The sequence below is a fragment of the Acidimicrobiales bacterium genome, from assembly GCA_016794585.1.
In the GTDB taxonomy this organism is placed as follows: domain Bacteria; phylum Actinomycetota; class Acidimicrobiia; order Acidimicrobiales; family DATDAH01; genus JAEUJM01.
In genome coordinates this window covers 55,557-78,866 of the sequence record JAEUJM010000009.1, presented here as the reverse complement: position 1 = coordinate 78,866, position 23,310 = coordinate 55,557, and the positions used below count along the sequence as shown (strand labels likewise).

Below are 23,310 nucleotides of genomic sequence, written 5' to 3'. Positions count from 1 at the left end.
CGCCGGTGGCGGACGCGCGGCGACGGTCGTCGAGCCGGTCGACGCGCCCGGCGTGAGCACGCTCGACGACGGGACGGTGCTGCGGCGCCCCCCCTTCGGCGGCCGAGCCGAGGTGGGCGAGCGCGGGGTGACGACGCAGCGGTCGATCCTGACGGGCGCCCTCGCGGTCTTCGCCGAGCACGGGTACCACGACGCCAAGGTCGAGCACATCGCCGACGCTGCCGGGTGCTCACGGCCCGCGTTCTACCAGTACTTCGCCAGCAAGGAGGACGTCTTCTGGCGCCTGGCGGGCCACCTCAGCCGAGCGCTGGCCGATCTGGCCGCGCGCCTCGATCCGGTCACGGCCGATCCTGATGGCGTGGCGGCCCTGGAGGCGTGGCTCGATGCGCTGGTCGAGGTCGAACGCGTCTACCAGCCCGTCCTGTTGTCGTTCCCCGCCGCCTTTCGCGACGCCCGCCCCGCCGAGCCGTTGCCTCGACCGCTGACCGTCGCGGTGCAAGACGTCATCGAGGGCGGCGCCGCGCTGCCGACCGGCGTCGACGCCCGCACCGCAGCAGAGGCCACGGTGGCGATGGTCCTGCGCAGCGCCCACTACTGGCTCCTCGGGCTCTTCTCGCTCCCCCGCCCTCGCTTCACCCGCGGCCTGGCCGAGACCGTGCACCGCGTGGTCCACGGCCCCCTCCCGGGGGTCAACGTCGGGCCGGTCGTCGGGCCGCCTCCGACCGCGGTCCCGTCCTGGCCCGCTGCACCGGTCGGCGACGACAGCGGGCGCCCGCTGCGCCCCCGCGGCGTCGCCACCCGCCAGCGCCTGCTCGACGCCGCCGGCTCCGTGCTCCCCCGCCGGGGCTACCACGCCACCCGGGTCGACGACATCGTCGACGAGGCGGGCTGCTCCCACGGCACCTTCTACCAGTACTTCGAGAGCACCGATCACGTGTTCCGGACCCTCGCGCTGGCCGCCGGGCGACACATGGCCGACCTGGTCGACGTCTTCCCCACCGAGGCCGACGGGCCCCTCGACGAGTGGCTGGGCCGGTGGTTCGAGGCCTACCGGTCCAACGGCGGCGTCATCAGCGCTTGGCAGGAGATCGATCCGGGCGACCCCGAGCTGGCCGCCATGTCCCTCGACCTCATGGTGGTCTTCTTCGACCGTTTGGCGCGGGCCGTCCACGCCCGCGGCTTCGGGGACACCGACGTGGACGCCATCAGCCTCCTTGCCGTCATCGAACGGGTGCCCTACACCGTGGTCGTGCTGCACGACCTCGACGAGGCCCCCGCCGTCGCCGCCGCCCACCACCTGATCGCCCGGGGCATCCTCGGCCGGGAGGCGGCCGGTGACTGACCCCGACGAGACCGGCGAGACCGGCGAGACCGGCGGCGTCCGCGTGCCGCCTCCCCACCCGCGAGCCGCCGGCGCCACGTGGGAGCGCTCGGACGCCCCGACCTGGCCCGAGCACGTCCCCACCGTGGCAGGCCTCCTGCACCACGCCGTCGCCACCCACCCCGACAACCTCGCGGTGGCCGACGTCCACGAGCGCCTCACCTACGCCGAGCTCGACCGTCGCTCCGCCGCCCTCGCCGCCCACCTCGTGGCCCGCGGCGTGGCGAAGGGCACCCACGTCGGGACCCTGCTGCCCAACGGCGTCGGTTGGGTCGTGGCCTGGGCGGCCATCTGTCGCATCGGAGCCGTCTCGACGCCCGTCAACACCTTCTACCAGGTGCCCGAGATGGCGACGATGCTGCGCCACGCCGACGTCGGCGTGCTGCTGGCGTCAACCACCTTCGGCCCCCAGGACCACACCACCCGCCTCCTGGAGGTCGCCCCCGGCCTCGCCGGTTGCACCAACCCGGACCTGCTGCTCCCCGAACTGCCTCAATTGCGCCGGGTGCTGTTCTGGGACGACGCCGACGTGGCGTGGGCCGAGGCCGGCATCGGCGCCACCCTCGACGAGGCCCCCGACCCCGCCCTCGCCGCCGTGGTCCGGGCCATGGAGGACGACGTCACCCCGGCTGACCCGATGCTCATCACGTACACGTCGGGCTCCACGGGGACGCCGAAGGGCGTGGTGCACGGCCACGGGCCGCTGCTGCGCCACGCCCGCAACCTCGCCGCCTTGTCCGGCCTCGGCCCCGAGGACCGCATCTGGACGCCCATGCCCCTGTGCTGGGTGGGCGGCTTCTCGTTCACCCTGCTGCGGGCGCTGGCGGTGGGCGCCGCCTTCGTCACCCAGGAGCGCATGGACGCCGGCACCGCCCTGGCCCTGCTCGAGCGCGAGCGGGTCAGCTGCGTGAGCGCTTGGCCGGGCATCGGCGTCACCCTCACCGCCCATCCCGACTTCGCCGCCACCGACCTCTCGGCCCTGCGCTACGGCACCTTCCTCGAGGGCCGCCCCGCCGAGTTCCGTCCCGCCGACCCGGGCCTCGCGGTCACCTCGCTCGGCATGTCCGAGACCGGCGGCCCCCACACCTTCTGGACCCAGGAGGAGGACTTCGCCGGCACCACCGAGGCCTACCGGGGCACCTTCGGCCACGAGGTCCCCGGGATGTCCCACCGCATCGTGGACGAGGACGGCAACGACGTGGACGAGGGCGTCGAGGGTGAGGTCTGGGTGCGGGGCTACAGCGTCATGCTCGGCCTCCACAAGCAGGAGCGGGCCGACGTCTTCGACGCCGACGGCTGGTACCACACCGGCGATCGCGGCCTGTTCCGCGACGGCTGGTTCTTCTTCAAGGGCCGCCAGACCGACCTCATCAAGGCCCGCGGCTCCAACGTGGCGCCCTCCGAGGTCGAGAAGGCGCTGGTGTCCCTCGACGGCGTCACCGCCGCCTACGTGTTCGGCGTGGAGCACCCCGTCGACGGCCAGGAGGTCGTGGCCCTCGTCGTGGGCGACGCCGACCTCGACGACGTGCAGGCGCAGCTCCGCGACCTGCTCTCGGCATTCAAGCGCCCGCGGCACCTGTTCCGCCTCGCCGCCACCGACGTCCCCTTCCTCACCAGCCAGAAGCCCGACCGCCGGCGCCTCGCGGCGATGGCCACCGACCTCACCGAGGCGGCCCGCGCCGACGAGTGATCGGTGTCGGCGTTCGGCGACAGTCGGCACTTGTCGTCGAACGCAAACAGAGATACTCTGTCTTCGAACGCCGACAGAGGAGCCGGACGTGCGGCGCATCCAGACCTCGCATGCTTTCGGCGCTGCGATCCGAGCCGCTCGCAAGGACCAGGGCCTGTCCCAGACCGAACTCGCGCGCCGGGCCGGCGTCGGGCGGCCCTGGCTCTCCGAGCTGGAGACGGGCAAACGCACCGTGGAGCTGGGACGCGTCCTCTTGGTGCTCGCCGCGCTCGACCTCGCCATCCATCTCGTCCCGGCACCCCGACCCGGGTCATCCGACATCGACCTCGCACAGGTCCTGGCTGCGCACTCCGATGGCGACTGAGGTGCTGACGGTCCTGCTGGAGGGGCAGCCCATCGGCGAGCTCGAGCGACGGTCCAGCGGCGATCTCCGGATCCGCTTCGACCCGGCCTACACCACCGACGCAGGGGCAACACCACTGTCGGTGTCGATGCCGGCGACCGAGGCGCTCCACGGCGACGCACGGGTCACGCCATGGCTCTGGGGGCTCCTCCCCGACAACGCCGATGTCCTCGCCCGGTGGGGTCGCGCTTTCGGTGTGTCCGTGGGCTCGCCGTTCGCGCTCCTCGGGACCCAGGTCGGCCACGACTGCGCCGGCGCCGTGCAGTTCTGCCTCCCCGAAGCGGTCGACGAACTGCGCTCCCGGCCCGGTGAGGTCGACTGGTTGACCGACGAGGAGATCGCGACGCGGCTCCGATCACTGCGAGCCGATTCGGCGACCTGGCTCGGCCCAGGCTTCACAGGGCAATTCAGTCTCGGCGGAGCACAGGCCAAGACCGCGTTGCACCGAGCGGAAGGTCGGTGGGGTGTCTCCCGGGGCTCGATGCCGACCACGCACATCCTCAAGCCGGCGGTCGCCGGGTTCCACGCCCAGGACCTCAACGAGCACATCTGCATGGCGGCGGCTCGACACCTCGGTCTGCAGGTCGCGGCCGCTCGACTTGAACGGTTCGAGGACGAGTCGGCCATCGTCGTCGAACGGTTCGACCGCATCGAGCGCGGTGGCCACCTCCTGCGCATCCACCAGGAGGACCTCTGCCAGGCGCTCTCGGTGCCGCCCACCCGGAAGTACCAGTCGGAGGGTGGTCCCACGCCCCGACGGATCGCCGCACTGCTCCGGTCCACCATCGCGGGGCCCGCTGCCGAGACCGACGTCTGGCGATTCGTCGATGCGCTCGCCTACAACTGGCTGATCGCAGGGACAGACGCCCATGCGAAGAACTACAGCCTGCTGCTCGCCGGGGACCAGATCCGGCTGGCCCCGCTGTACGACCTCGCCTCGTTCCTGCCCTACGACGAGAGCGCGGGGCACCGGGTCAAGCTGGCCATGAAGGTCGGCGACGACTACCGACTCGCCGGAACAGATCGAGCGTCGGCCTGGGAGCGCACCGCCGACGATTTGGCAGTGGATCGAAGCCGCCTGCTGCAGCGCGTCCACGACCTGGCGGCACGAACGCCGGCCGCCTTCGCCACGGTGCTCGGCGACCTCGACGAGCCCGCACTCGACACCGACCTCCCTCGTCGTCTCGTCGACCTGGTCACCGAGCGCTGCCGGCGCTGCGCTGCCCTCCTCGCCTGAGGCCTCCTGCTCGGTCACCAGCGGAGGCCGAAGAGGATACGGGCCGGGAACCTCCTCGAGATCGTGCTCCGCGACCTGGCCGACGACGTCCTGGCCATCCACGCAATGGCGCTTCGAGCCGCCTTCTCCGACCTGCTCCCTTGATCGACGAGACGCGATGACCCCTGACGAGAAGCGCTACCGGACGAAGAGCGGTCGAACCCTGACCGACGCTGACATCGAGGCACTGGCCGATGAGGTCGAGGCCGCCAACTACGACGTCGAACAGGTGAAGCCTCGGCGGGGCCGCCCTCTTCTCGGCAGCGAGCCCGCAGAGGTCGTCCCCGTCCGCCTCGATCCCGAGCTCAGGGATGCGGTGGCCGCTCGCGCCGAGGCCGACGACACCTCGACCAGCGACATCATCAGAAGGGCACTCCGGGCCTTCCTCGACGTGGCCTGACCCCGCCCATCCGCTCAGGTCAACAGCGAAGGCCGTGCACCGCCTTGACGCCAGTCAAGCCGCTGGTCAGGTCCTCGAGACGTCGGAGCGTCGACGCCGACGGCTCGCCATCCCACATGAGGACCACTCCAGGTCGATCCCGCAAGTAGGTCACTTGTCCACCGCTGCCCGACGCAATGGATTGTGCGCTCGTTGCCGCGGCGTCCAACTCGGCACCCGAACCCTCGTCGAACTCGACGACAACCCAAGTATCGAAACCCCTTACCTCTGCGACGGTTGGAAACTGCTCCCGACGGACCTCTGTCAGAGCGCAGTCGCCCGTCGCTTGCTCACTCACTCCACCTTCTGAAGCACAGCTCGTGAGGAGGAGAGTGAACACGAGCATCACACGCGAGCGCCGACTGACCCAGCGGCGTCCAATGGCGGGCGGACCCGTCGGCGTCTGGAATCCCGATCCTGGGTCACCCGGCCAGCGTTTCACAACCGATCAAGGGGGCGGGCCCTTGGCGCCTCAACCGAGTCGACCCGGTCTGACACGAGCGAAGGCTACGAACGCGGTCAGGTGAAGGTGAAGGTGAAGGGGGCCTCGTGGGGGCCGCGGACCAAGCTGCTGGGGAGGTAGGTCGCCTCGCCGGTCTGGGTGAAGGCGGTGCGCCGGCGGGCCATCTCCTCGAAGAGGACGCGGGCCTCCATGCGGGCCAGGGCGGCGCCCAGGCAGAAGTGCTCGCCGAAGCCGAAGGCCAGGTTGGGGATGGCCGTCGCACGGGTGAGGTCGAGCTCGCCGGCGGTGGGGCCGAAGACCGCCTCGTCGCGGTTGCCCGAGGCGTAGAGCATGACCAGGTAGTCCCCCTCGGCCACGGGGATGCCGCCCACCTCGGTGTCGGCGGTGACGGTACGGGCGAACTGCTGGATGGGCGTCACCCAGCGGAGGAGCTCCTCCACCGCCGCGGGGATGGCGTCGGGTTGGTCGTAGAGGCGATCCCGGTCGGCGGGGCGGGCGGCCAGCTCGATGAGCGAGCCGCTCATGAGGTGGCGCGTGGTCTCGTTGCCCGCCACCACGAGGGACATGATGAAGGTGAGCAGCTCGCCGATGGTGGGCTGGCGGTCCTCGATCTCCGCCTGCACGAGCAGCGAGATCAGATCGTCGCCGGGTTCGTCCCGCTTGGCCGTTCCCAGGCGCTCGAGGTACGAGAACATCTCCACCAGCGCGGCGGCGTCGTCCTCACTCAGGGCCGCCCGGCCGTCCGAGGCGACGATGGTGGCGTCGGACCATCGACGGAAGGCCGACCGGTCGGCGTCGGGGATGCCGAGGAGCTCGCAGATCACCAGCACCGGCAGCGGCGCGGTGAGCACCTCGACCGCGTCGACCTCCTCTCCGGCCGGCAGCGCGTCGAGCAGCTCGGCGGTGAGCTCGCGCACACGAGGCTCCATCGAGGCAAGGGCGCGAGTGGTGAACTCCCGGTTCAGCACCTTCCGCCAGTGGCCGTGCGTGGGTGGGTCCATGTGGATGATCGAGCCCTCGACCGCGTGGCCCTCCCGGAGGGGGTCGTTGACGAGCACGCCGCGGCCCGAGCAGAACCGGGCGGGGTCCCGGCTGATCTCCCGGATGTCCTCGTGACGGGCGACGGTCTTGATCCCCGGCGCGTACTCGAAGATCGGCGCCTCGTCCCGCAGGCGGGCCAGCACCTCGTAGTAGTCGGGGCGCAGGAAAAACCCCGGCACGCCGGGATCGATGGCGAGGTCGGCGAGGCTGGTCATCTCAGCGTCCTTGCGTCAGCGCCCGGAGGCGGTCGACGAGCGGGTTGTCGGCGATCGGGAAGAAGTTGGGCTCGCCCCGCCGGTCGTTGAGGTGGGCGATGCGGGTGAGGATGGCGGTCGAGCGCAGGGCGGCGAGGGCCTCGTACCAGGCGAGGTCCCGGACCGGCCGCCCCAGCCGGGCCTCGTACGCGCCCACCACCTCGTCCAGGTCGAGGAAGCCGGGGACCGTCCGCCCCACCAGAGCATCCTGGGTCGCCTGGAGGGTCGTGAGCCAGGCCAGGTCGTGCTCGGCGGCACCGATCGACGCCATCTCCCAGTCGAGGACGGCGACGGGGCGCAGGTCGTCGTCGAGGACCACGTTCTCGAGACGCACGTCACCCCAGCGCAGCGAGGGCTCTGACTCGCTCGCCGGGCGGTGCGCCTCGCACCAGTCGAGCGCGTCCATCAGCGCGGGCACCACGACCTCGCCGTCGGCGTACCAGGCCAGGTAGTCCCGCCAGTAGGCGAGCTCGGCGGCGTTGTCACGGTGTGGGAGCACGTCGGCCAACTCGGCGGCGCGCCAGTCGACCCCGTTGATGTCGGCGACGAGCTCGACGAAGGTGGTGTGCAGAGCCCGGCTGGCCGGCTCGCCGGCGGCGGCCAGGCGGCGATCCAGCGCCGGCACCTCGCCCACGATGTGGCCGGCGACGGCCGGCATCACGAGGAACGGCGCGCCGAGCCAGCGCTCGTCGTGCTCGCTGCGGGCGGGCGTCGCCGCCGGGATGCCGGCGCCGGCCACCGCCTCCTGCACCACGGCCTGGAGGGCGAAGTCGTAGGCCGGGAAGATCGCCGGACCGGGCGGCGGCAGCTTCACCACCAGTCGCTCGACCGCGCCTCCACTCCCCTCGCGGGCGTCGCTCCCCTCGTTCTGGGACCACGCTGGTGGCGCTGGTGACGCCCCGGTGGTCCCAGATTGGGGGTGGTGAGGGGCGAGGTGGCGGCGGACGTCGACGAGGGCGGTCTCGCTCGAATAGCCCGCCGCGGGGCGCTCGACGCCGAGGAGCTCATGGGTGGCGCCGTCGCCGTCCTGCGCGTCCAGCCAGGCGGCCAGGCCGGCCAGCCGGTCGCCCGCGGCGACGCTCACGCGAAGGACGCCTCGGCGGTGAGGCCCATGTCGGGGTGGGCGCCGACGACGTTGGACTGCATGGTGCCGACCCCGGTGGAGCCGTCGGTGAGGTCGGTGACCCGGACGATGCAGTCGCGGTGCTGCTTGAGGTGACGGGCCACCTCGGGCGTGTCACAGCCGGTGACGTGCTCGCCGTCGACGTGGAGGTCCCCCCGCCACTCGCCCTGGTAGTGGCCCTCGAAGCCGCCGTAGAGGCCGGCGCCCAGGTGGAAGCCGGTGTCCGAGACGGGCTCCACCCGGTAGGTGCGCTCGGCGCCGTCGGCGAGGACGACCGTCAGGGTCCCGCCGGTGAGGCGGCGGTTGTCGTCGCGGAACTCGAAGGCGGGCGTCACGTCCTGGAAGGGCTTGACCCGCCCGTCGGGCAGCTCGATCGAGCCCCGGGCGCTGCCCGTGGACCAGCCAGGGCCGTGGTAGCGCTGGTAGTAGACGAAGAGGGTGAAGGGGCGGCCGTCCGGGCGGGCCATGGTCACCGGCATCCACACGAACATGCCGGCGGTGCCCTCGGGCATCGGGGTGGGCTCGAGGTCCTCGGGCGGCACCCCCACGCCGTAGCGCACCCCCCACGACCGGTCTCGGGCGCCCACCCAGGCCTCGTCGTCGATCTCGGTGCGCTCGCCCTCGACCTCGACCCACCCACGGGCCACGCCGCTCTGGTGGAAGCGCACGACGTCGGCGTCGACCCGTAGGCGGCTGCGGCTGAGGTGGACCTCGCGCTCCTCCAGCGCCGGCGGGGCCACGCCCTCGACTTCGACGTCGAAGCGGATCGGCACCACGTCGTTCGCGTCGAGGCGGTAGCGGGTCCGGTTCAGGGCGTCGGTCACCTCGTAGGCGAGCGGGCCGACCTCGGTGCGCTCCAGGTCGGGCGCGAGGCGCCGGCTGGCCCGGACCGCCCACTGCTCGGTGCCGCGGGAGACGCCGGCGAAGCCGTCCATCACGTTGCGGTTCGGGTACTTGCCGAGCCCGAAGGCGAGGCTCACCGACCCGTCCCGAGCGGCGGCCATGGCCCAGATCTTCTCCGTCCACGAGCGGTCGGTGGCACCGACCCGGGCGAAGGTGTCGGCGATCTGGTGGTTGAGTCCCTCGTCGGCGGGGAGCAGCGGGCCGGGCTTGGTCACGGGTGCCTCCGGCGGCGAGCTCGACGCGAGGACGATCGGACTCCGACCGCTCCTGCGTCGCGATCCAGGGGATCGGGGCGAACGGGCACGGCGGCGGGCGTCATCGCTCGAGCCGCTCCAGGCGACCGCTGGCCACGAAGCGCTCTCGCACCTCGGCCCGGTCGGCGACAGTCATGGGGCGCAGCGGATCTCTGCGGTCGGGGCGCCAGTAGACGGCGTCGCCCTCGACCAGCCAGCGGTCGTGGCGCAGCGGCGCCTTGTCCACCTTGTTGGTGGCGGTCACGGGCAGCGACGAGGTCAATCGCAGGTAGCGGGGCGACCACTTGGTGCCGAGGTCGCGCTGCTCGTCGAGGAACGCGTCGAACGCCGCCGGGTCGAAGCCGCCGGCCGCCTCGAGCTCGAGCACCGCCATGACCTGGTCGTCCACGGTGCGGTCGTCGGGCACGCCGAACACGGCCACCCCGGTGACGCCGGGGTACCGCCGCAGGATGCGCTCGACCGGCGCCGCCGCGAAGTTCTCCCCGTCGACCCGCAGCCAGTCGGCGTTGCGTCCGGCGAAGTGGAACACCCCCTCCTCGTCCCGGTAGGCGAGGTCGCCCGACCAATACCAGCCGTTGCGGCTGCGGGCGGCGGCGGCCTCGTCGTTGGCGTAGTACCCCTCGAAGCGAGCGAGGGCGTCGCGGCCGACGATCTCTCCGATGGCCTCGTCGGCGTTGAGGAGCCGTCCGTCCTCGTCGAAGCGCGCCCGGGGGCACTCCTCGCCGGTCTCCGGGTCGACCACCGCCACGTCGGTGCCCGGCGCCGGCGTGCCGAGGGCGTCGGGCGGCTGACCAGGGCTGGTGGACAGCACGATGGCGTTCTCGCTCGACCCGTACCCCCCGAACACCGCCACGCCGAAGCGGCGTTTGAAGGTCTTCATGTCCACCGCCGACGACTCGGGCGCGAGCACGAACTTCAGGCGGTGGTCTTGGTCGTGCTCGGACTCGGGCGTGGCCAGGATGTACGTGAGCACCCGGCCGATGGTGCTGGTGAAGGTGCAGCCATGGTCCCGGATCTCGGGCAGCCAGGCCGAGGCCGAGAAGCGCCGGCGCAGCACGAGGGTGGCGCCCGTCCCGAACGCGGGGAAGACCATCGACGCGAGGGCGTTGCCGTGGAAGAGCGGCATGGCGCAGTACAGGACGTCGTCGGGGCGGAAGCCCATGACCCGCCCGTTGCTGCCAGCGGCGCGGCCCTGGGTCATGCGCACGGCCTTGGGCGCCCCGGTCGAGCCCGACGTGAAGATCAGCAGGTAGAGGTCATCGGCACTCGGCGGGGTCGGGAGTGGTGACGCACCGTCCCGGTGCCCGTCGAGAGCCACCCGGTAGGCGTCGGCGTCGCTGGCCAGCACCCGCTCCCCCACCGCCCCCAGGTCCAGTCCGTCGAGCAGCTCGATGTGCTCGAGGTCGGTGACGATCAGCTGGCAATCCACGTGGCGGATGTCGCGCGCCAGTTCCTCGCCCCGGCGGGTGGGGTTGATCCCCACGAGCACGCACCCCGCCAGGGCGGCGCCACCGAGCAGGAAGACGTACTCGGGCACGTTGTCCAGCAGCACGCCGACGTGCGGGGGCCCGTCCCCCACCGAGGCGGCGAGCCAGCGCGCCCGTACCTCCATCTCGGCGACCACCTCGGACCAGGTCCACTCCCGGCCCTCGAAGCGCAGCCCGACACCGGCGTCGTCGGCCCGCGAGCGCACCAACTCGGCGACCGTGGTCGGCGCGGGGCGGTCAGCGGGCACGGCGCTCTGGCTTCCGCTGCTGTTCGAGGCCCCCGGCACGCACCGCGAACGTTACCGAGTCACGGCGGTGCGCCACGCCGCCGCCGGATCGCGAACCGGCCTCACCGCGTCTCACCGCCGGCCGCCGGCGGCCCCTTGGGCACGTCACGGAAGGGGACGTCCTTGTCGAGGGTGCGCTCGCGTGGCATCCCGAGCACCCGCTCGCTGATGTTGTTCCGGGCCATCTCGAGGGTCCCGCCGGCGATGCTGCCGGACTGGCGCATCAGGAACTCGACACCGAAGAGCGCGGCGGGGTCGTCGTCGGCCCAGGCCACGACCGAGGACCCTGCCAGATCGGCGCCGATGGTGCGGATGCGCTCGTTGACCACGCCGCTCATCAGGCGCCCGATCGCCGCCGCGGTGTCGGGCATGGCCCCCGCGACGATGCCCTCGCCGACGCGGGCGCTGAGCTCGCTCGCGGCACGGCGCAGCGTCCGGGCCTCGCCGACGAGGTCGAGCGCGAGCGGGTCGTCGAGCTGGCCCGTCTCCCTCGCCAGCTCGAGCAGGTGGTCGCGGCCGGTGGCGCCGGCGCCGTGGCTCGGCGGCTTCCCGCTCGTGTAGGGCGACCCCCCACCCATGGCGATGCGCTCGTGGAACATCCACCGCCGGCCCACGGTCCACCCGTCGTCGACGTCGCCGACGCGGTCCCGGTCCGAGATGCGCAGGTCGGTCATGAACTCCTGGCAGAACTCACGCGAGCCGTTGATCATCTCGATGCGCTGGACCTCGATGTCGGGCTGGCGGATCTTGATGATGAACACCGAGAGACCCCGGTGCTTGGGCACCTCCCAGTTGGTGCGCAGGAGGCACAGCCCGTAGTCGGACCACCACGCACCGGTGGTCCAGACCTTGGAGCCGTTCACGACCCACTCGTCGCCGTCGCGGACCGCCGTGGTCATCGCCCCGGCGACGTCGGAGCCGCCGCTCGGCTCGGACAGGAACTGCATCCAGAGCTCCTCGCCCCTGAGCATGGCGGGGATGTGCCGGCGCTTCTGCTCCTCGGTGCCGAACTCGAGCAGCACCGCGCCGCAAGGGACGAAGGTCGGGATGTTGATGAGCGTGGGCATGTCGTACGGGGCGCTCACCTCGTCGAACGCCTTCTGGTGGGCGAGGGTGAGACCGAGGCCCCCGTACTCGGCCGGGAAGCAGATCCCCGCGAACCCGGCGTCGTACAGCGTGCGCTGGGTGGCGCGCATCCTCGCCACGTTGGCCAGCTCCTCCTCGTCCGAGCCGAACCCGTTCTCCATCCGGGTGGTGTCGGCGAGGGGCAGGTGGTCGGGCAGCCACGCCTCGGCCCGGGCGACGAAGGACTCGACCGACTCCATGGCCCCGTCGGCGGCGGGCGACGCCGCGCTCATGCCGCCGCCCCCGCTGCGAGCACGGCCACCCGTCGCCGGTGGTCGGCGGGCGTGCCGAACGAGGAGCGCTCGGTGACCACCCGCCGCAGGTACAGGTGCAGGTCGTGGTCGGTGGTGAGCCCGATGCCGCCGTGCATCTGGATGCAGTCGTGCAGCAGCTCGGTCAGGTGATGGCCGACGTAGGCCTTGGTGACGCTGGCCGTCTCGTGGACGCCCTCGGCGCCGTCCTGGATCTCACGGGCGAGGGCCGAGGTGAGTGCGTGGCTGGCCTCGAGCCACATCTTCATGTCCGCGAAGCGGTGCTTCAGCGCCTGGTAGGACGCCAGCGGTCGCCCGAACGAGTAGCGGTCGAAGGCCCACTCGACGGTGAACTCGAACACCCGCTCGGCGGCGCCCACAAGGGTCGCTGCCTGGATGACCAGAGCGTGCAGCAACTGCTGCTCGACGTCGTCGGCGACCGGCGCGTCGCCGGCCACGACCGCCGACGCAGGGACGCGGACGTCGGCGAACTCGACCCGGGCGAAGCGTCGCACGACGTCGAGGGAGGCCAGCGGTTCGACAGTGACGCCGTCGCTCCCGGCCGGCAAGAGGAACTGCACGAGCGGTCCGAGCCCGCCCTCGGCCGGGTCTTTGTCGTCGAGGCGCGCGGTCACGAGGAACGACTGGGACTGGGCCGCGGCCTCGACCGGCGTCGAGACGCCCGAGAGGCGGTACCCGTCGGCGGTGCGGGTGGCGCGGGTGGCGCCCTCACCCAGTGCGTGCTCGGCGCCGCACCATGTGGCCACCGTGTCCCCCGCCAGCAGACCGGCCAGGACGTCGGCGTGCGCACCGGAGCCATCCCGACCGAGCGTGGCGGCGACGACGTTGGTGGGCAGCAACGGCCCGGGGGCGACGTGTCGGCCGAAGGCATCGGCGACGATGGTCAGGTCGATCACCCCGCTGCCGCTCACACTCCCTCCGCCGGCGGACTCGGGCACCAGCAGCGAGGTCCAGCCCAGCTCGCCCCCCTGGCGCCAGTAGCCGGGCTCGAAGCCGGCGTCGGCCGACGCGAGGGCGCGGACCTGGGCGATCGGGCACTCGGTGGCCAGGAACCGGCGGGTGGTGTCGCAGAAGAACTGCTGGTCGTCGGAGAGGGTCAGCTCCATCGCTCAGCCCGGCCGGACGGAGCGAGGGAGCGCGCGGGAGTCGCCATGCGTCGAATCTAACATCGACGTCATGTCAGGGGACGAGCGTGGCGGCACCACCCTCGAACCGGCTGAACCCCGGGGAGGCAGCTACCGGATGGTGCCGACGCCTGGGATGAGCGGCAGGTCGAGGGCGGTGACCCAACCGGGCGGGAGGTCGTTGACCGCGGGCACCGCGTTGAGGGCCCGCAGGCCGGTGGCCAGGCAGCCGGCGGCGGCGGCGTCGCGCCCGCTGCCGTCGGTGAAGCGGAAGGCCGTCTCTTGGCGGATCGACGGCGTGCCCTCGATCTCCACCCGGTAGACGTCGTCCTCGCCGCCGCGGGGCCAGTCGGGCGCGGCGTCGGCGCCGACGCGGTTGATGTGCTCCAACTGGATGCGGGTCTCGCCGTTCAGGATGCCGTTGATGGTGAAGTTGATGGCCGCCACCTGGCCGGGCTCGATGACGCCCTTGGCCGTGGTGATGGCCTTGTCGGTCACCCACTTGTCCCAGGTGGTGGTGATCTCGTCGAGCTCGATGCCGACCGCGTGCGCCATCATCGGCACGGTCGCCCCCCACGCCATGGTGAGGATCTCGGGGTGCTCCAGCATCGGGCGGAACTCGGGCGGACGACCGATGCCCATCTCGTCCTCGTAGTCGCCCTCGTAGTTGATGTAGTCGAGGATCTCGAGGGCGCGCACGAGGCGCACCTCCGAGCAGAGGCCCATCAGGGTCATCGGGAACAGGTCGTTGGCGAAGCCGGGGTCGATCCCCGTGGTGAAGCAGGACGCCCCGCCCTCCTCACAGGCCTTCGTGATGGGCTCGATCCAGCCCGGCGGGTTGAGGCTCATCGTCGGCCAGACCCACGGCGTCATGGCCGTCGAGCAGACGTCGATGCCCGCCCGCAGGAAAGCGCCCATGCCCTGGATGTTGTCGTCGGCCTTGGCCGCGGTGGGCCCGTAGTGGACCAGCGCGTCGGGCCGCAGGTCGATGAGGGCATCGAGGTCGTCGGTGGCGGCGAGCCCGATGGGGTCGATGCCGCAGAGCTCACCGACGTCCTTGCCCACCTTGTCAGGGTTGCTCACACCCACCCCGACCAGCTCGAACAACGGGTGGCGGACGACCTCGGGGATCACCATCTGGCCGACGAAGCCGGTCCCCCACACCACGACCCGCTTGGGTGCGTTCGTCGACATCAGCGCATCATCTCCCCGGAGTTCACCATCAGGTGCTGGCCGGTCACGGCCTTGGCGTGGTCGGAGGCGAAGAACATGGCCACGTCGGCCACCTCGCCGTCCTCGGTCATCCGCTTCAGGGGGAAGTCGCCGACGATCTCGTGCAGCGCCTCGTCCACCGTGATGCCCTTCTGCTTGGCCGTGCCCTCGACGAACATCTGCACCGGCGGGCCCCACATCCACGAGGGGACGACCATGTTGCAGCGGATGTTGTGCGCCCCGAGCTCGTCGGCCAGGTAGTACATCGTGCTCAACAGAGCACCCTTCGAGGCGGCGTAGCCCGCCTGGGGCAGAGACGGCTTGAACATCGACTGCGACCCCACGAGGACGACCGCGCCGCCGTCGCCGGCTTCCATCGCCTTGGTCACCGGGCGCAGCAGCGTCAGAGCGCCGATCACGTTGGTCTCGAAGGCCTTGCGCCAGTCGTCGTCCTTGGTCTCGTGCAGGCCGCCGAACACGTATTCGAACGCGGCGACGTTCACGAGGGCATCGACCGAGCCGAAGCGCGCGAGCGCCTGGGCCACGAGCGCGTCGCACGCCGCGGGGTCGGTGATGTCGGAGGGCACGGGCAGGACCCGCTCGCCCGTCGGGTCGAGCTCGGCGGCGGTGGCCTCCAGCGTCTCCGCCGTGCGGGCCGCCATGACGACGTTCGCCCCCTCGCGCAGGGCCGCGGCGACGCATTCGCGCCCCAGCCCTGTCCCCACCCCGGTCACCAACACGGTCTTGCCCTCGAGCATCATGCGCTCACCGTAGCGACAAACGAGAACACGTTTCAGTTGTGGCCCTCAGAGGCGGTAGATGCGCTCGGCGTTGCCGGCGAAGAGGGCGTCGCGGGTCGTGGCGTCGAACCCGGCGGTGAGGGCCGCGTAGGACGTCCACAGCTCGTCGAGGGTGCCGTGGAGGCCGTCGACGGGGAAGTTGCTGGCGAAGAAGCAGCGGTCGGCGCCGAACAGGGCGAGCGCCTCCTCGACCCATGGGCGGAGCACGTCGGGCGCCATGGACCCGAGCGGCATGGCCAGCCCCGAGATCTTGCAGGCCACCCGGTCACCGAGGTCGGCCATGGCCCGCATGCCCTCGGCCCAGAGGGCGTGCTCCTCGGCGTCGGCCGAGCGGGGCCAGCCGGCGTGCTCGACGACGACCTCGAGGCCGTCCACCTGGGCCAGACCTTCGGCGGCCTCGGCCAGCTGGTCCGGGTGGGCCATCAGCTCGAAGAGCAGCTCGCGATCGGCCAACGCCCGGAGGACGTCGAGATGCGGGAGCGGGCCCGAGAACCGGCCCATCGGGCGAATCCCCCGGAAGCGCCCGGCCCGCAGCTGGCGGTCGAGCTGCTCGACGGCCTCGGCGACGGTGTCGGTCGGGGTGACGCCCCCGATCAGCGCGTCGGGGTGCCCGTCCACCTGGGCCCGGACGTCCACCTCGAGCGTCTCGTCGATCGAGTGGGTCCCGGTGGCGGCGGCCACGTGGACCCACGCCTCGACGTTCCACCCCGGCGACTCGGACCGGTAGGCGGCGAGGTCGAACCGCCGGGCCATGCCCGTGACGTCACCAAGGCCCACGTCCTGTTGCCCGCCCAGGTAGGGGTACCAGTCGGTGCGGGCCGGGTCCCAGAAGTGCACGTGGGCGTCGACGATGCGGGCGGGACGGTCCGGGTGATCGGTCACGCCGGGGCACCTCCGGGTCGGGAGTCGCCGGCGAGGTCGGCGAGGACGTCGTCGAGCCACGGGGCCACGGTGTGGTCGTGGAAGCTCAGGCTGGCGCCCACCCGAGGGTGGCTGCGCAACCCGAGCCAGCCCGGGCCCACCACGAGCTCTGCCCCCGAGAGCGCCGGCGCCTCCGGGCTGCCCACCAGGTGAGCGGCCAGCTCGCCCACCGCCGGCAGGTCGCCGGGGTCCGCCGTCTCGACCGCCACCGCGAACGCGGCGAGGCGGCCGTCGGTGGCGCCCTTCGCCGACCGGGCGTGCTGGGCGACCGCCTGGGCGCGGCTGCGACCGCCCGCGCCGGCGGCGTCGGTGAGGGTGACCAGGCGCACCGGGCGACCCGAGGCGTTGGCCTGGTCGGCCACGGCGCGGGACCAGGCGGCGTCGGCGTAGATCTGCTCGGCGATGCCGGTGTGCTCGGCCAGGGTGCGCTCCCACCCCGGGCCCAGGTCAGCTGCCACCGCCGTGCCCGCCAGGGCGACGACGACGGCATCGACCGGACCGGCCTCTGATGCCTCGGCCAGGGCGGCGGCAGTCCCGGCGAAGGAGTGGTCGAGGGTGCCGGCGTCGACGCTGCGGGGCGAGAGGCCACGGGCGCCGAGGGCGGCCGTCAACACCGAGGTGACGTCGGGACGGTCCGACACGACGAGGCAGGACCCCCCGACCGGCGCCGGCAGCTCGGCACCGTCCTCGAGCACGCTGCCGAGGGCGGCAGCCAGGCGGGGGTTGCCGCCGCCCGTGCTGGCCTGCCCGGCCTCGGCGGGAGCGAGCGCGGTGGCGGTGATCGACTCCAGTGCGTGGGCCAGCGACGCCACGCCCGTGGTGCCCACGACCTCGAGCAGACGGGGCCGCTCGACGAGCGCCAGCTCGGCGCCGGCCACGAAGATCACCTGGCCTCGGCAGGCCGCGAAGTCGGGCCCCACGAGGTGCGCCCCGACCGGGCCGAGCTGCTCGGGCGTGGGCATGCGGGCGCCGAGGGCGAGGCCGCTGGTCTTGGCCTGGGCCTGTTGGGGCGTGGCCGCCCGCTGGCGCTCCATGGCGGCGAGGACCATCCGGGTCACCGCGATGGGCGAGACCGCGTTGACCACGACGCCCGACGGGACGAGCCCGCCGAGCTGCCACACCAGCGACGCCACCGCGCGCTTCGCGCAGCCGTAGGCACCGGTGTCCGCAGGTCGCCACCCCGAGCCGGAGGTGACCCCGAGGACGTGGCCGTGGCCCTGGGCGGCCATGACCGGCAGCGCCGCCTCCAACACGTTCAGCCAGCCGTCGAGGTGGACCGCGAGCACGCTGCGCCAGTCGTCCTCGGTGCCCTCCGTGTAGCTCATTTGGCGGGTGATGCCGGCCACGTTGACCACCGCGTCGACCCCACCGAGCTCGTCGGCCAGGTCGGCGAACAGGCGCACGACGCCTTCCCGGTCGGTGACCGACAGCGACGACGAACGGGCCGAGCCACCAGCCGCGACGATGCGGCCGGCCGTGGTGTCTCGAGTGCTGGTGTCCTCGGGATCCGGGAGCTGCTCGACCCCGTCGACGGAGACGAGGGGGTCGACGGTGACCACGAACACGCCGGCCCGGCCCAGCTCGGTGGCGATGGCCGCGCCGATGCCGTTCCCCCCGCCGGTCACCACGGCGACGCGCTGACGATCCTCCGACGCTGTGCTCACCACTCCCCCTCCGATGACGGGCGCCACCACGGAACCGGGCGCGCTCGTCCGCGCCCATCCTCGCCGCGCTGGGGCGCCGCCGCCATCAGTGCACCCGCGGCACCCCCCGGCCGGCCGTCCGACACGTCAGCCGGCGTCGTCGCGCCGCTCCAGCTCGAGGCCGGCGCAGTCCCCCGCGTCGAGCCACTCCTCGAGCAGGCGGCGGTAGCCGAAGTAGTCGCCCAGGCCCCGCCCGTAGTTTCCGTTGCGCGGGTTCATGTTCTCGGGGTGCCCCTCCAGGTTGATGCGCGAGGGCGTGCAGGCGGCCATGACGCTGCTCGCGTCGACGAACGAGGCGACGATCTTCTCCGTCCACTCCTCCTCGGCCTCGGTCGAGACGTCGAACACCGTCACGCCCTCGGACTCCAGGTGGCCGATGGTGCGCCCGACGAACTGCGCCCCGAGCACCGCCAGCTGCGTGTAGTTGACGGTGACCACCGCCTGCTGGCCCGGCGCCGGCATTACGAACAGATTCGGGAACCCGTGGCTCATCATCCCGAAGAGGCTGGCGGCCCCGGGCGCCCACTTGTCGGCGAGGCGCACCCCGTGGCGCCCGATGATCTCGTGGCCCGCCCGGCGGTACAGCGGGGTGAGCTCGGCCTCGAAGCCCGTGCTGTAGACGATGCAGTCCACCTCGTACTCGTGCCCGTCGACCACCAGGCCCTTCGCGGTGACGCGCTCGATGCCCCCGGGGCAGTCGACCAGGGTGACGTTTGGCTCGTTGAAGGCGAGCAGGTACTCGTCGTGGAAGCAGGGCCGCTTGCACAGGTAGCGGTACCAGGGCTTGAGCACGTCAGCCGCAGCGGGATCCTCGACCAGCTCCTCGACCCGACTCCGGTGCTCCTCCATGACCGCGAAGTCGATCTCCTCGCCGCCGCGGAGGTACTCCTCGAGGGTCATGTCCTTGCGGCGGGGCGGGTGCTGGACGGCGGCGTAGTGCCGGGTCCAGCCATCGTCGGTGAGGTCCTCGTCGACGGGCTTGCCCAGCATCACCGTCTGGAAGTTGTCCATGCGGTCCTGTTGCCAGCCGGGGGCCAGCCCGTCGGCGAACTCGGCCGGCGTCGGCCGGTTGCCCCGCTCGCCGATGGCCGATGGTGTGCGCTGGAACAGATAGACCTGCTCGGCGGCCGCGGCCAACGGGGGCAGCACCTGGATGCCCGTGGCCCCGGTGCCGATCAGCGCGACGGTCTTGTCGCCCAGCTCGGTGAGGGGCTCGCCCGGCCCGCCGCCGGTGTAGGCGTAGTCCCAGCGGGCGGAGTGGAAGGAGTGGCCGGCGAAGTCCTCCATCCCGGGGATCGCGGGCAGCTTCAGCAGGTTCAAGATGCCGACCGCGAGCACGTAGTACCGCGGACGGAGCTCGTCGCCGCGGTCCGTATGCACCCTCCACCGCCCGGCGGCCTCGTCCCATACCGCGTCGGTGACCCCGGTGTGGAAGAGGGCGTCGGCGCACAGGTCGTAGCGATCGGCGATGGACTGGAGGTGGAGGCGGATCTCCTCGCCCGAGGCGTAGCGGTCCTTCGGGACGTAGCCCATCTCCTCGAGCATGGGCAGGTAGATGTACGACTCGATGTCGCACATCACCCCCGGGTAGCGGTTCCAGTACCAGGTGCCGCCGATGCCGCCGGCCTGGTCGACGATGCGCACGTGCTCGACCCCGACCTTGCGCAGCTCGACCGCGGCGAGGATCCCGGCGATGCCGCCCCCGACGATGACGACATCGAGCTCCTCGGACACGGGATCGCGGTCCGCGTGGGGGGTGAAGGGGTCCTCGCGGTACCGGGCGAAGCGGTCGTCCTGGCGCAGGTCGCGGATGTCGGCCCGGCCCGGGACGAGACGGCGGTCGCGCTCGGCGAGGTACTTCGCCCGCACCGCCTCGGGGTCGTACTCCGTGGTCCCGTCCTCTGGGTGCATCGTGGCCTCGCGCTCGACTCGTCCCACCCCGGCGCGCCCACAGTAGCTAACACACACGTCAGGTTGTGACGCCGCCGGCGGATCAGCGCGCCGCCAGGTCAGCGCCCCCGCCGGGCCCTCGTCGTGGCCTCAGCCGTGGCGGGGTCCGCGGGCCAGTCGTGCTTCGGGTAGGCGCTGATCATGTCCCGGCGCACCGACGCCCACGAGCCCCGCCAGAAGCCGGGGAGGTCGGCGGTCACCTGGATCGGCCGACCGGCCGGCGAGAGCACCTCGATTGTGAGCGGCACGCGCCCTCCGGCCACGCTCGGGTGCACGGTGGTCCCGTAGAGCTCCTGGGCCCGGACCGCGATCGACGGCGGGTCGGTGTCGTAGTCCACGGCGACGGACCGACCGCTGGCCACGGTCACCGTCGGCGGCACCACCTGGTCGAGCTCGTGGAGGCGGTGTCCCAGCCGGCCCCGCAGAACCGAGAGCACGTCGATCTTCCCCAGGTCCTCCGACCCGGTGGCCCGACCCAGCAGGGGCGCCAGCCACTCGTCGAGCGTGTCGAGCAGCGCTTCGTCGTCCACCGCCGGCCAGGACGGGCCGAGGAAGCGGTGGGCGAAGCCGGACCGCGCCCGGAGACGCCGAGCCGCTGGGCTCCAACCCAGCAGGTCGAGGCCCCGCTCGCGGACCCGGGTCACGAGCGCCGCGACGGTCGCGGGGCCCGGGTCTGGCCGTCCGACGCTCGACGCCAGGATCAGCGCGCCCAGGCGCTGCTCGGCCCGCTGCTCGAGGCGGCCGGACCCGGTCCAGGCCAGGAGCACCTCGTCGCTGATGTCCCCGGCGAACATCTCGCGGAGATCGTCCGCGTCGAGCCGCGCCGCCAAGCGGATGCGATCGTCGGGCCCGTCGGGTCCCGGCGGCGAGAGGTCGGCCACCACGAGGTAGGGCTCGTCGGACAGCGGATCATGGGAAGCGACGGCCACCGCCCGGCCGGTGCGCAGCACGAAGCGTCCCGGGCCCCGACGCTGGGCGACCCGATCGGGGAAGGCCAGGGAGAGCGTCGGCCCGATCAGGTCGAGGTCCGCGGCGTCGTCCACGTCGCCGACCCGCCGGGCCAACTCGTCGGCCCGCCGCCGGACCGTTCGACGGGCATCCCCGTCGAGCCGGGGGTGGGTGCGGGCGGCTTCGGTGACCAGGCGCACGCGCTCGTCGATGCCGACCTCGACCTCGCCGGGGCGGCCGCGCAGGACGTCCCGCTCCTCGACGAGGGCGGCCAGCACGCAGGCCAGCCGGGTCCGGTCGGTCACCACGAGGTGGGCGAGACGGGGATGCAGCGGCAGCTCGACCATGCGCCGGCCGGTGGGAGTGGGCCGCCCCGCAAGGTCGAGGGCGTCGAGGCGGGTGAGCAGCGAGCGGGCCTGCGTCAGGCCGGTGGGTGGGGGCGGGTCGAGGAAGGCGAGGTGGGTGCCGGCTCCCCAGATGGCCAGCTCGAGGGCGAGGTCGGTGAGGTCGGCGCCGGCGATCTCGGGCGGGGTGAAAGCCCGGCGCCCGGCGTGCTCGCCTTCCGACCAGACCCGGTAGGCCACCCCGGGCCCGAGCCGGCCCGCCCGCCCGGCGCGCTGGTCGGCCGACGCCCGCGAGGACGCCGCCGTGTGGAGTCGGCTCATCCCGGCGCGCCCGTCGTAACGCGGCCGGCGCACCTGGCCGCCGTCCACCACCACCCGCACCCCGTCGACGGTGAGGCTGGACTCGGCGATATCGGTGGAGAGCACGACGCGGCGCCGCCCCGGCGGCGAGGGCGCCAGGGCCCGGTCCTGCTCGTCGACGGGCAGGCTGCCGTGCAGGGGGCGCACGTCGACCCCGGCGGGCAGATCGCCGAGACGACCGGCCACCTGGCGGATGGCGGCGGCGCCCGGCAGGAACACCAGCACGTCCCCGGTCTCGTCCCGCACCGCCTCCCGGACCACGGCGGCGAGCGCATCGAGAGGACGGTCCCGCGGCCCGGGGGGACGCCACCGCACCTCCACGGGGAAGGTCCGGCCCGCACTGGAGACCACCGGCGCGGGCCCGTCTTCACCACCGAGGAGGCGGGCCAGGCGCCCGGCCTCGAGGGTGGCGGACATGGCCAGGAGGCGCAGGTCGGGACGCAGGCCCGCACGCACGTCGAGGGCGAAGGCGAGCGCGAGGTCGGTCTGGAGGTGGCGCTCGTGGACCTCGTCGAAGACCACCAGGGCGGTGCCGGGAAGAGAGGGGTCGGTCTGGAGGCGGCGGGTGAGGATGCCCTCGGTGACCACCTCGATGCGCGTCGCGGGCCCGATCCGTCGCTCGTCGCGTGTGCGGTACCCGACCGTCTCCCCCACCGGCTCGCGCAGCAGGTCCGCCATCCGCCGGGCGGCCGCCCGCGCCGCCAGCCGGCGAGGCTCCAGCACGACGATGCGCCCGCCGTCGAGCCAGGGCTCGTCGAGCAGGCGCAGGGGGACGACCGTGGTCTTGCCGGCGCCGGGCTCGGCCTGGAGCACGGCCACTCCCGGGCCGGCCAGGGCGTGACGAACCGCATCGACGACCCCCTCGACCGGGAGGCCGGTCGGCGGCACGCGGGTGGTCACCGCGCCAGTCTCCCCCGCCGGGTCGGGAGGGTCGGCGGCAACTCCCGCAACCGAGCGCTCAGCGGCGGGGCGGAGGCTCGGGAGGCGCCTTCCGTGCCCGCCAGCGGCGCTTGAGCCGACGGAACACGTGACGCGCCGTCAGCATCAGGCCCACGGCGCCGAGGACGAGCAGCAGCGTGAGGACGGCGGCGACCTCGGGGTTGGCGATGGCCAGGGCCATCAGCACCGCGACCAGTCCGTCCTCCGCGGTGCTCACCACGACGTTCGAGACCGGCTCGGGCGAGGTGTTGACCAGCGCGCGGGTGGTGGCCTTGGCCCCGTGGCTGGTCAGGGCGAGCCCGGCGCCGATGGCCAGCGCCACCGGGACGGGCAGCGTCTGGTCGGGGGCGATGGCCATGATCGCGGCACCCGCCGCGGGGCGCAGGACCGTGTGCACCGCATCCCACGCCGAGTCGAGGAAGGCGACCTTGTCGACGACCAGTTCGACCACGAAGAGGACGAGCAGCACGGCGATGACCGCAGGACGCTCCAGGACGGCGGGGCCGTCGATCCAGTCGAAGCGGCCGGCGATGCCCAGCAGCGCCAGCACGCCGTACATCGAGATGCCGGCGGAGAACGCGCTGGCGATGGCGGTCCCGACGTCCACGGCT

Annotated in this window: 18 protein-coding genes; 5 read left to right on the top strand and 13 right to left on the bottom strand. The window is 72.8% G+C overall.

Annotated features, from left to right (window positions below; translation table 11 throughout):
* The first annotated feature begins 52 nt into the window (after positions 1 to 52).
* The 5 genes from JNK12_03575 (at position 53) to JNK12_03555 (ending at position 5,150) form a co-directional block, all read left to right on the top strand.
* Positions 53 to 1,342, top strand: a complete 1,290-nt coding sequence (locus tag JNK12_03575) for a TetR/AcrR family transcriptional regulator (protein ID MBL8774980.1) — start codon at positions 53 to 55, stop codon at positions 1,340 to 1,342.
* Entirely contained in the window at positions 1,335 to 3,071 is a 1,737-nt protein-coding gene (locus JNK12_03570; GenBank protein MBL8774979.1) for an acyl--CoA ligase, read from the top strand. Before JNK12_03575 ends, JNK12_03570 begins: the two co-directional genes overlap by 8 nt.
* 88 nt (positions 3,072 to 3,159) lie before the next feature.
* Positions 3,160 to 3,435: a helix-turn-helix transcriptional regulator gene (locus JNK12_03565; GenBank protein MBL8774978.1), complete on the top strand. Its 276-nt coding sequence runs from the start codon at positions 3,160 to 3,162 to the stop codon at positions 3,433 to 3,435.
* Positions 3,425 to 4,711, top strand: coding sequence for a type II toxin-antitoxin system HipA family toxin (locus tag JNK12_03560; protein ID MBL8774977.1), 1,287 nt, complete (start codon positions 3,425 to 3,427; stop codon positions 4,709 to 4,711). Before JNK12_03565 ends, JNK12_03560 begins: the two co-directional genes overlap by 11 nt.
* Before the next feature lie 157 nt (positions 4,712 to 4,868).
* Positions 4,869 to 5,150 (top strand): ribbon-helix-helix protein, CopG family, encoded by a 282-nt coding sequence (locus JNK12_03555; protein MBL8774976.1) that lies wholly within the window; start codon positions 4,869 to 4,871, stop codon positions 5,148 to 5,150.
* A 558-nt stretch (positions 5,151 to 5,708) separates the two neighbouring features.
* Here JNK12_03555 and JNK12_03550 read toward each other — a convergent pair.
* The 13 genes from JNK12_03550 to JNK12_03490 form a co-directional block, all read right to left on the bottom strand.
* The gene (locus JNK12_03550) at positions 5,709 to 6,908 is read right to left on the bottom strand and encodes a cytochrome P450 (protein MBL8774975.1); all 1,200 of its coding nucleotides are present in this window, start codon (positions 6,906 to 6,908) and stop codon (positions 5,709 to 5,711) included.
* Between the two features lies 1 nt (position 6,909).
* Positions 6,910 to 8,031, bottom strand: a complete 1,122-nt coding sequence (locus JNK12_03545; protein ID MBL8774974.1) for a phosphotransferase family protein — start codon at positions 8,029 to 8,031, stop codon at positions 6,910 to 6,912.
* Entirely contained in the window at positions 8,028 to 9,188 is a 1,161-nt protein-coding gene (locus JNK12_03540) for a hypothetical protein (GenBank protein MBL8774973.1), read from the bottom strand. The genes JNK12_03545 and JNK12_03540 overlap by 4 nt, the downstream gene beginning before the upstream one ends.
* A gap of 100 nt (positions 9,189 to 9,288) precedes the next feature.
* Positions 9,289 to 11,001 (bottom strand): AMP-binding protein, encoded by a 1,713-nt coding sequence (locus JNK12_03535; protein ID MBL8774972.1) that lies wholly within the window; start codon positions 10,999 to 11,001, stop codon positions 9,289 to 9,291.
* 62 nt (positions 11,002 to 11,063) lie between these two features.
* Entirely contained in the window at positions 11,064 to 12,359 is a 1,296-nt protein-coding gene (locus JNK12_03530; protein MBL8774971.1) for an acyl-CoA dehydrogenase family protein, read from the bottom strand.
* Entirely contained in the window at positions 12,356 to 13,504 is a 1,149-nt protein-coding gene (locus tag JNK12_03525) for an acyl-CoA dehydrogenase family protein (protein ID MBL8774970.1), read from the bottom strand. The genes JNK12_03530 and JNK12_03525 overlap by 4 nt, the downstream gene beginning before the upstream one ends.
* A 129-nt stretch (positions 13,505 to 13,633) precedes the next feature.
* Positions 13,634 to 14,716 (bottom strand): hypothetical protein, encoded by a 1,083-nt coding sequence (locus JNK12_03520; GenBank protein MBL8774969.1) that lies wholly within the window; start codon positions 14,714 to 14,716, stop codon positions 13,634 to 13,636.
* On the bottom strand, positions 14,716 to 15,495 hold the full coding sequence (locus JNK12_03515) for an SDR family oxidoreductase (protein ID MBL8774968.1): 780 nt from the start codon (positions 15,493 to 15,495) through the stop codon (positions 14,716 to 14,718). Before JNK12_03515 ends, JNK12_03520 begins: the two co-directional genes overlap by 1 nt.
* A 45-nt stretch (positions 15,496 to 15,540) precedes the next feature.
* Positions 15,541 to 16,416: an amidohydrolase family protein gene (locus JNK12_03510; protein ID MBL8774967.1), complete on the bottom strand. Its 876-nt coding sequence runs from the start codon at positions 16,414 to 16,416 to the stop codon at positions 15,541 to 15,543.
* The gene (locus JNK12_03505) at positions 16,413 to 18,119 is read right to left on the bottom strand and encodes an SDR family oxidoreductase (protein ID MBL8774966.1); all 1,707 of its coding nucleotides are present in this window, start codon (positions 18,117 to 18,119) and stop codon (positions 16,413 to 16,415) included. Before JNK12_03505 ends, JNK12_03510 begins: the two co-directional genes overlap by 4 nt.
* A 126-nt stretch (positions 18,120 to 18,245) precedes the next feature.
* Positions 18,246 to 20,096: an NAD(P)/FAD-dependent oxidoreductase gene (locus tag JNK12_03500; GenBank protein MBL8774965.1), complete on the bottom strand. Its 1,851-nt coding sequence runs from the start codon at positions 20,094 to 20,096 to the stop codon at positions 18,246 to 18,248.
* A gap of 71 nt (positions 20,097 to 20,167) precedes the next feature.
* A complete protein-coding gene (gene hrpB, locus JNK12_03495) occupies positions 20,168 to 22,660 on the bottom strand; it encodes an ATP-dependent helicase HrpB (protein ID MBL8774964.1) in 2,493 nt (830 codons plus the stop codon).
* Between the two features lie 58 nt (positions 22,661 to 22,718).
* Positions 22,719 to 23,306, bottom strand: coding sequence for a DUF4126 domain-containing protein (locus tag JNK12_03490; GenBank protein MBL8774963.1), 588 nt, complete (start codon positions 23,304 to 23,306; stop codon positions 22,719 to 22,721).
* Positions 23,307 to 23,310 lie beyond the last annotated feature (4 nt).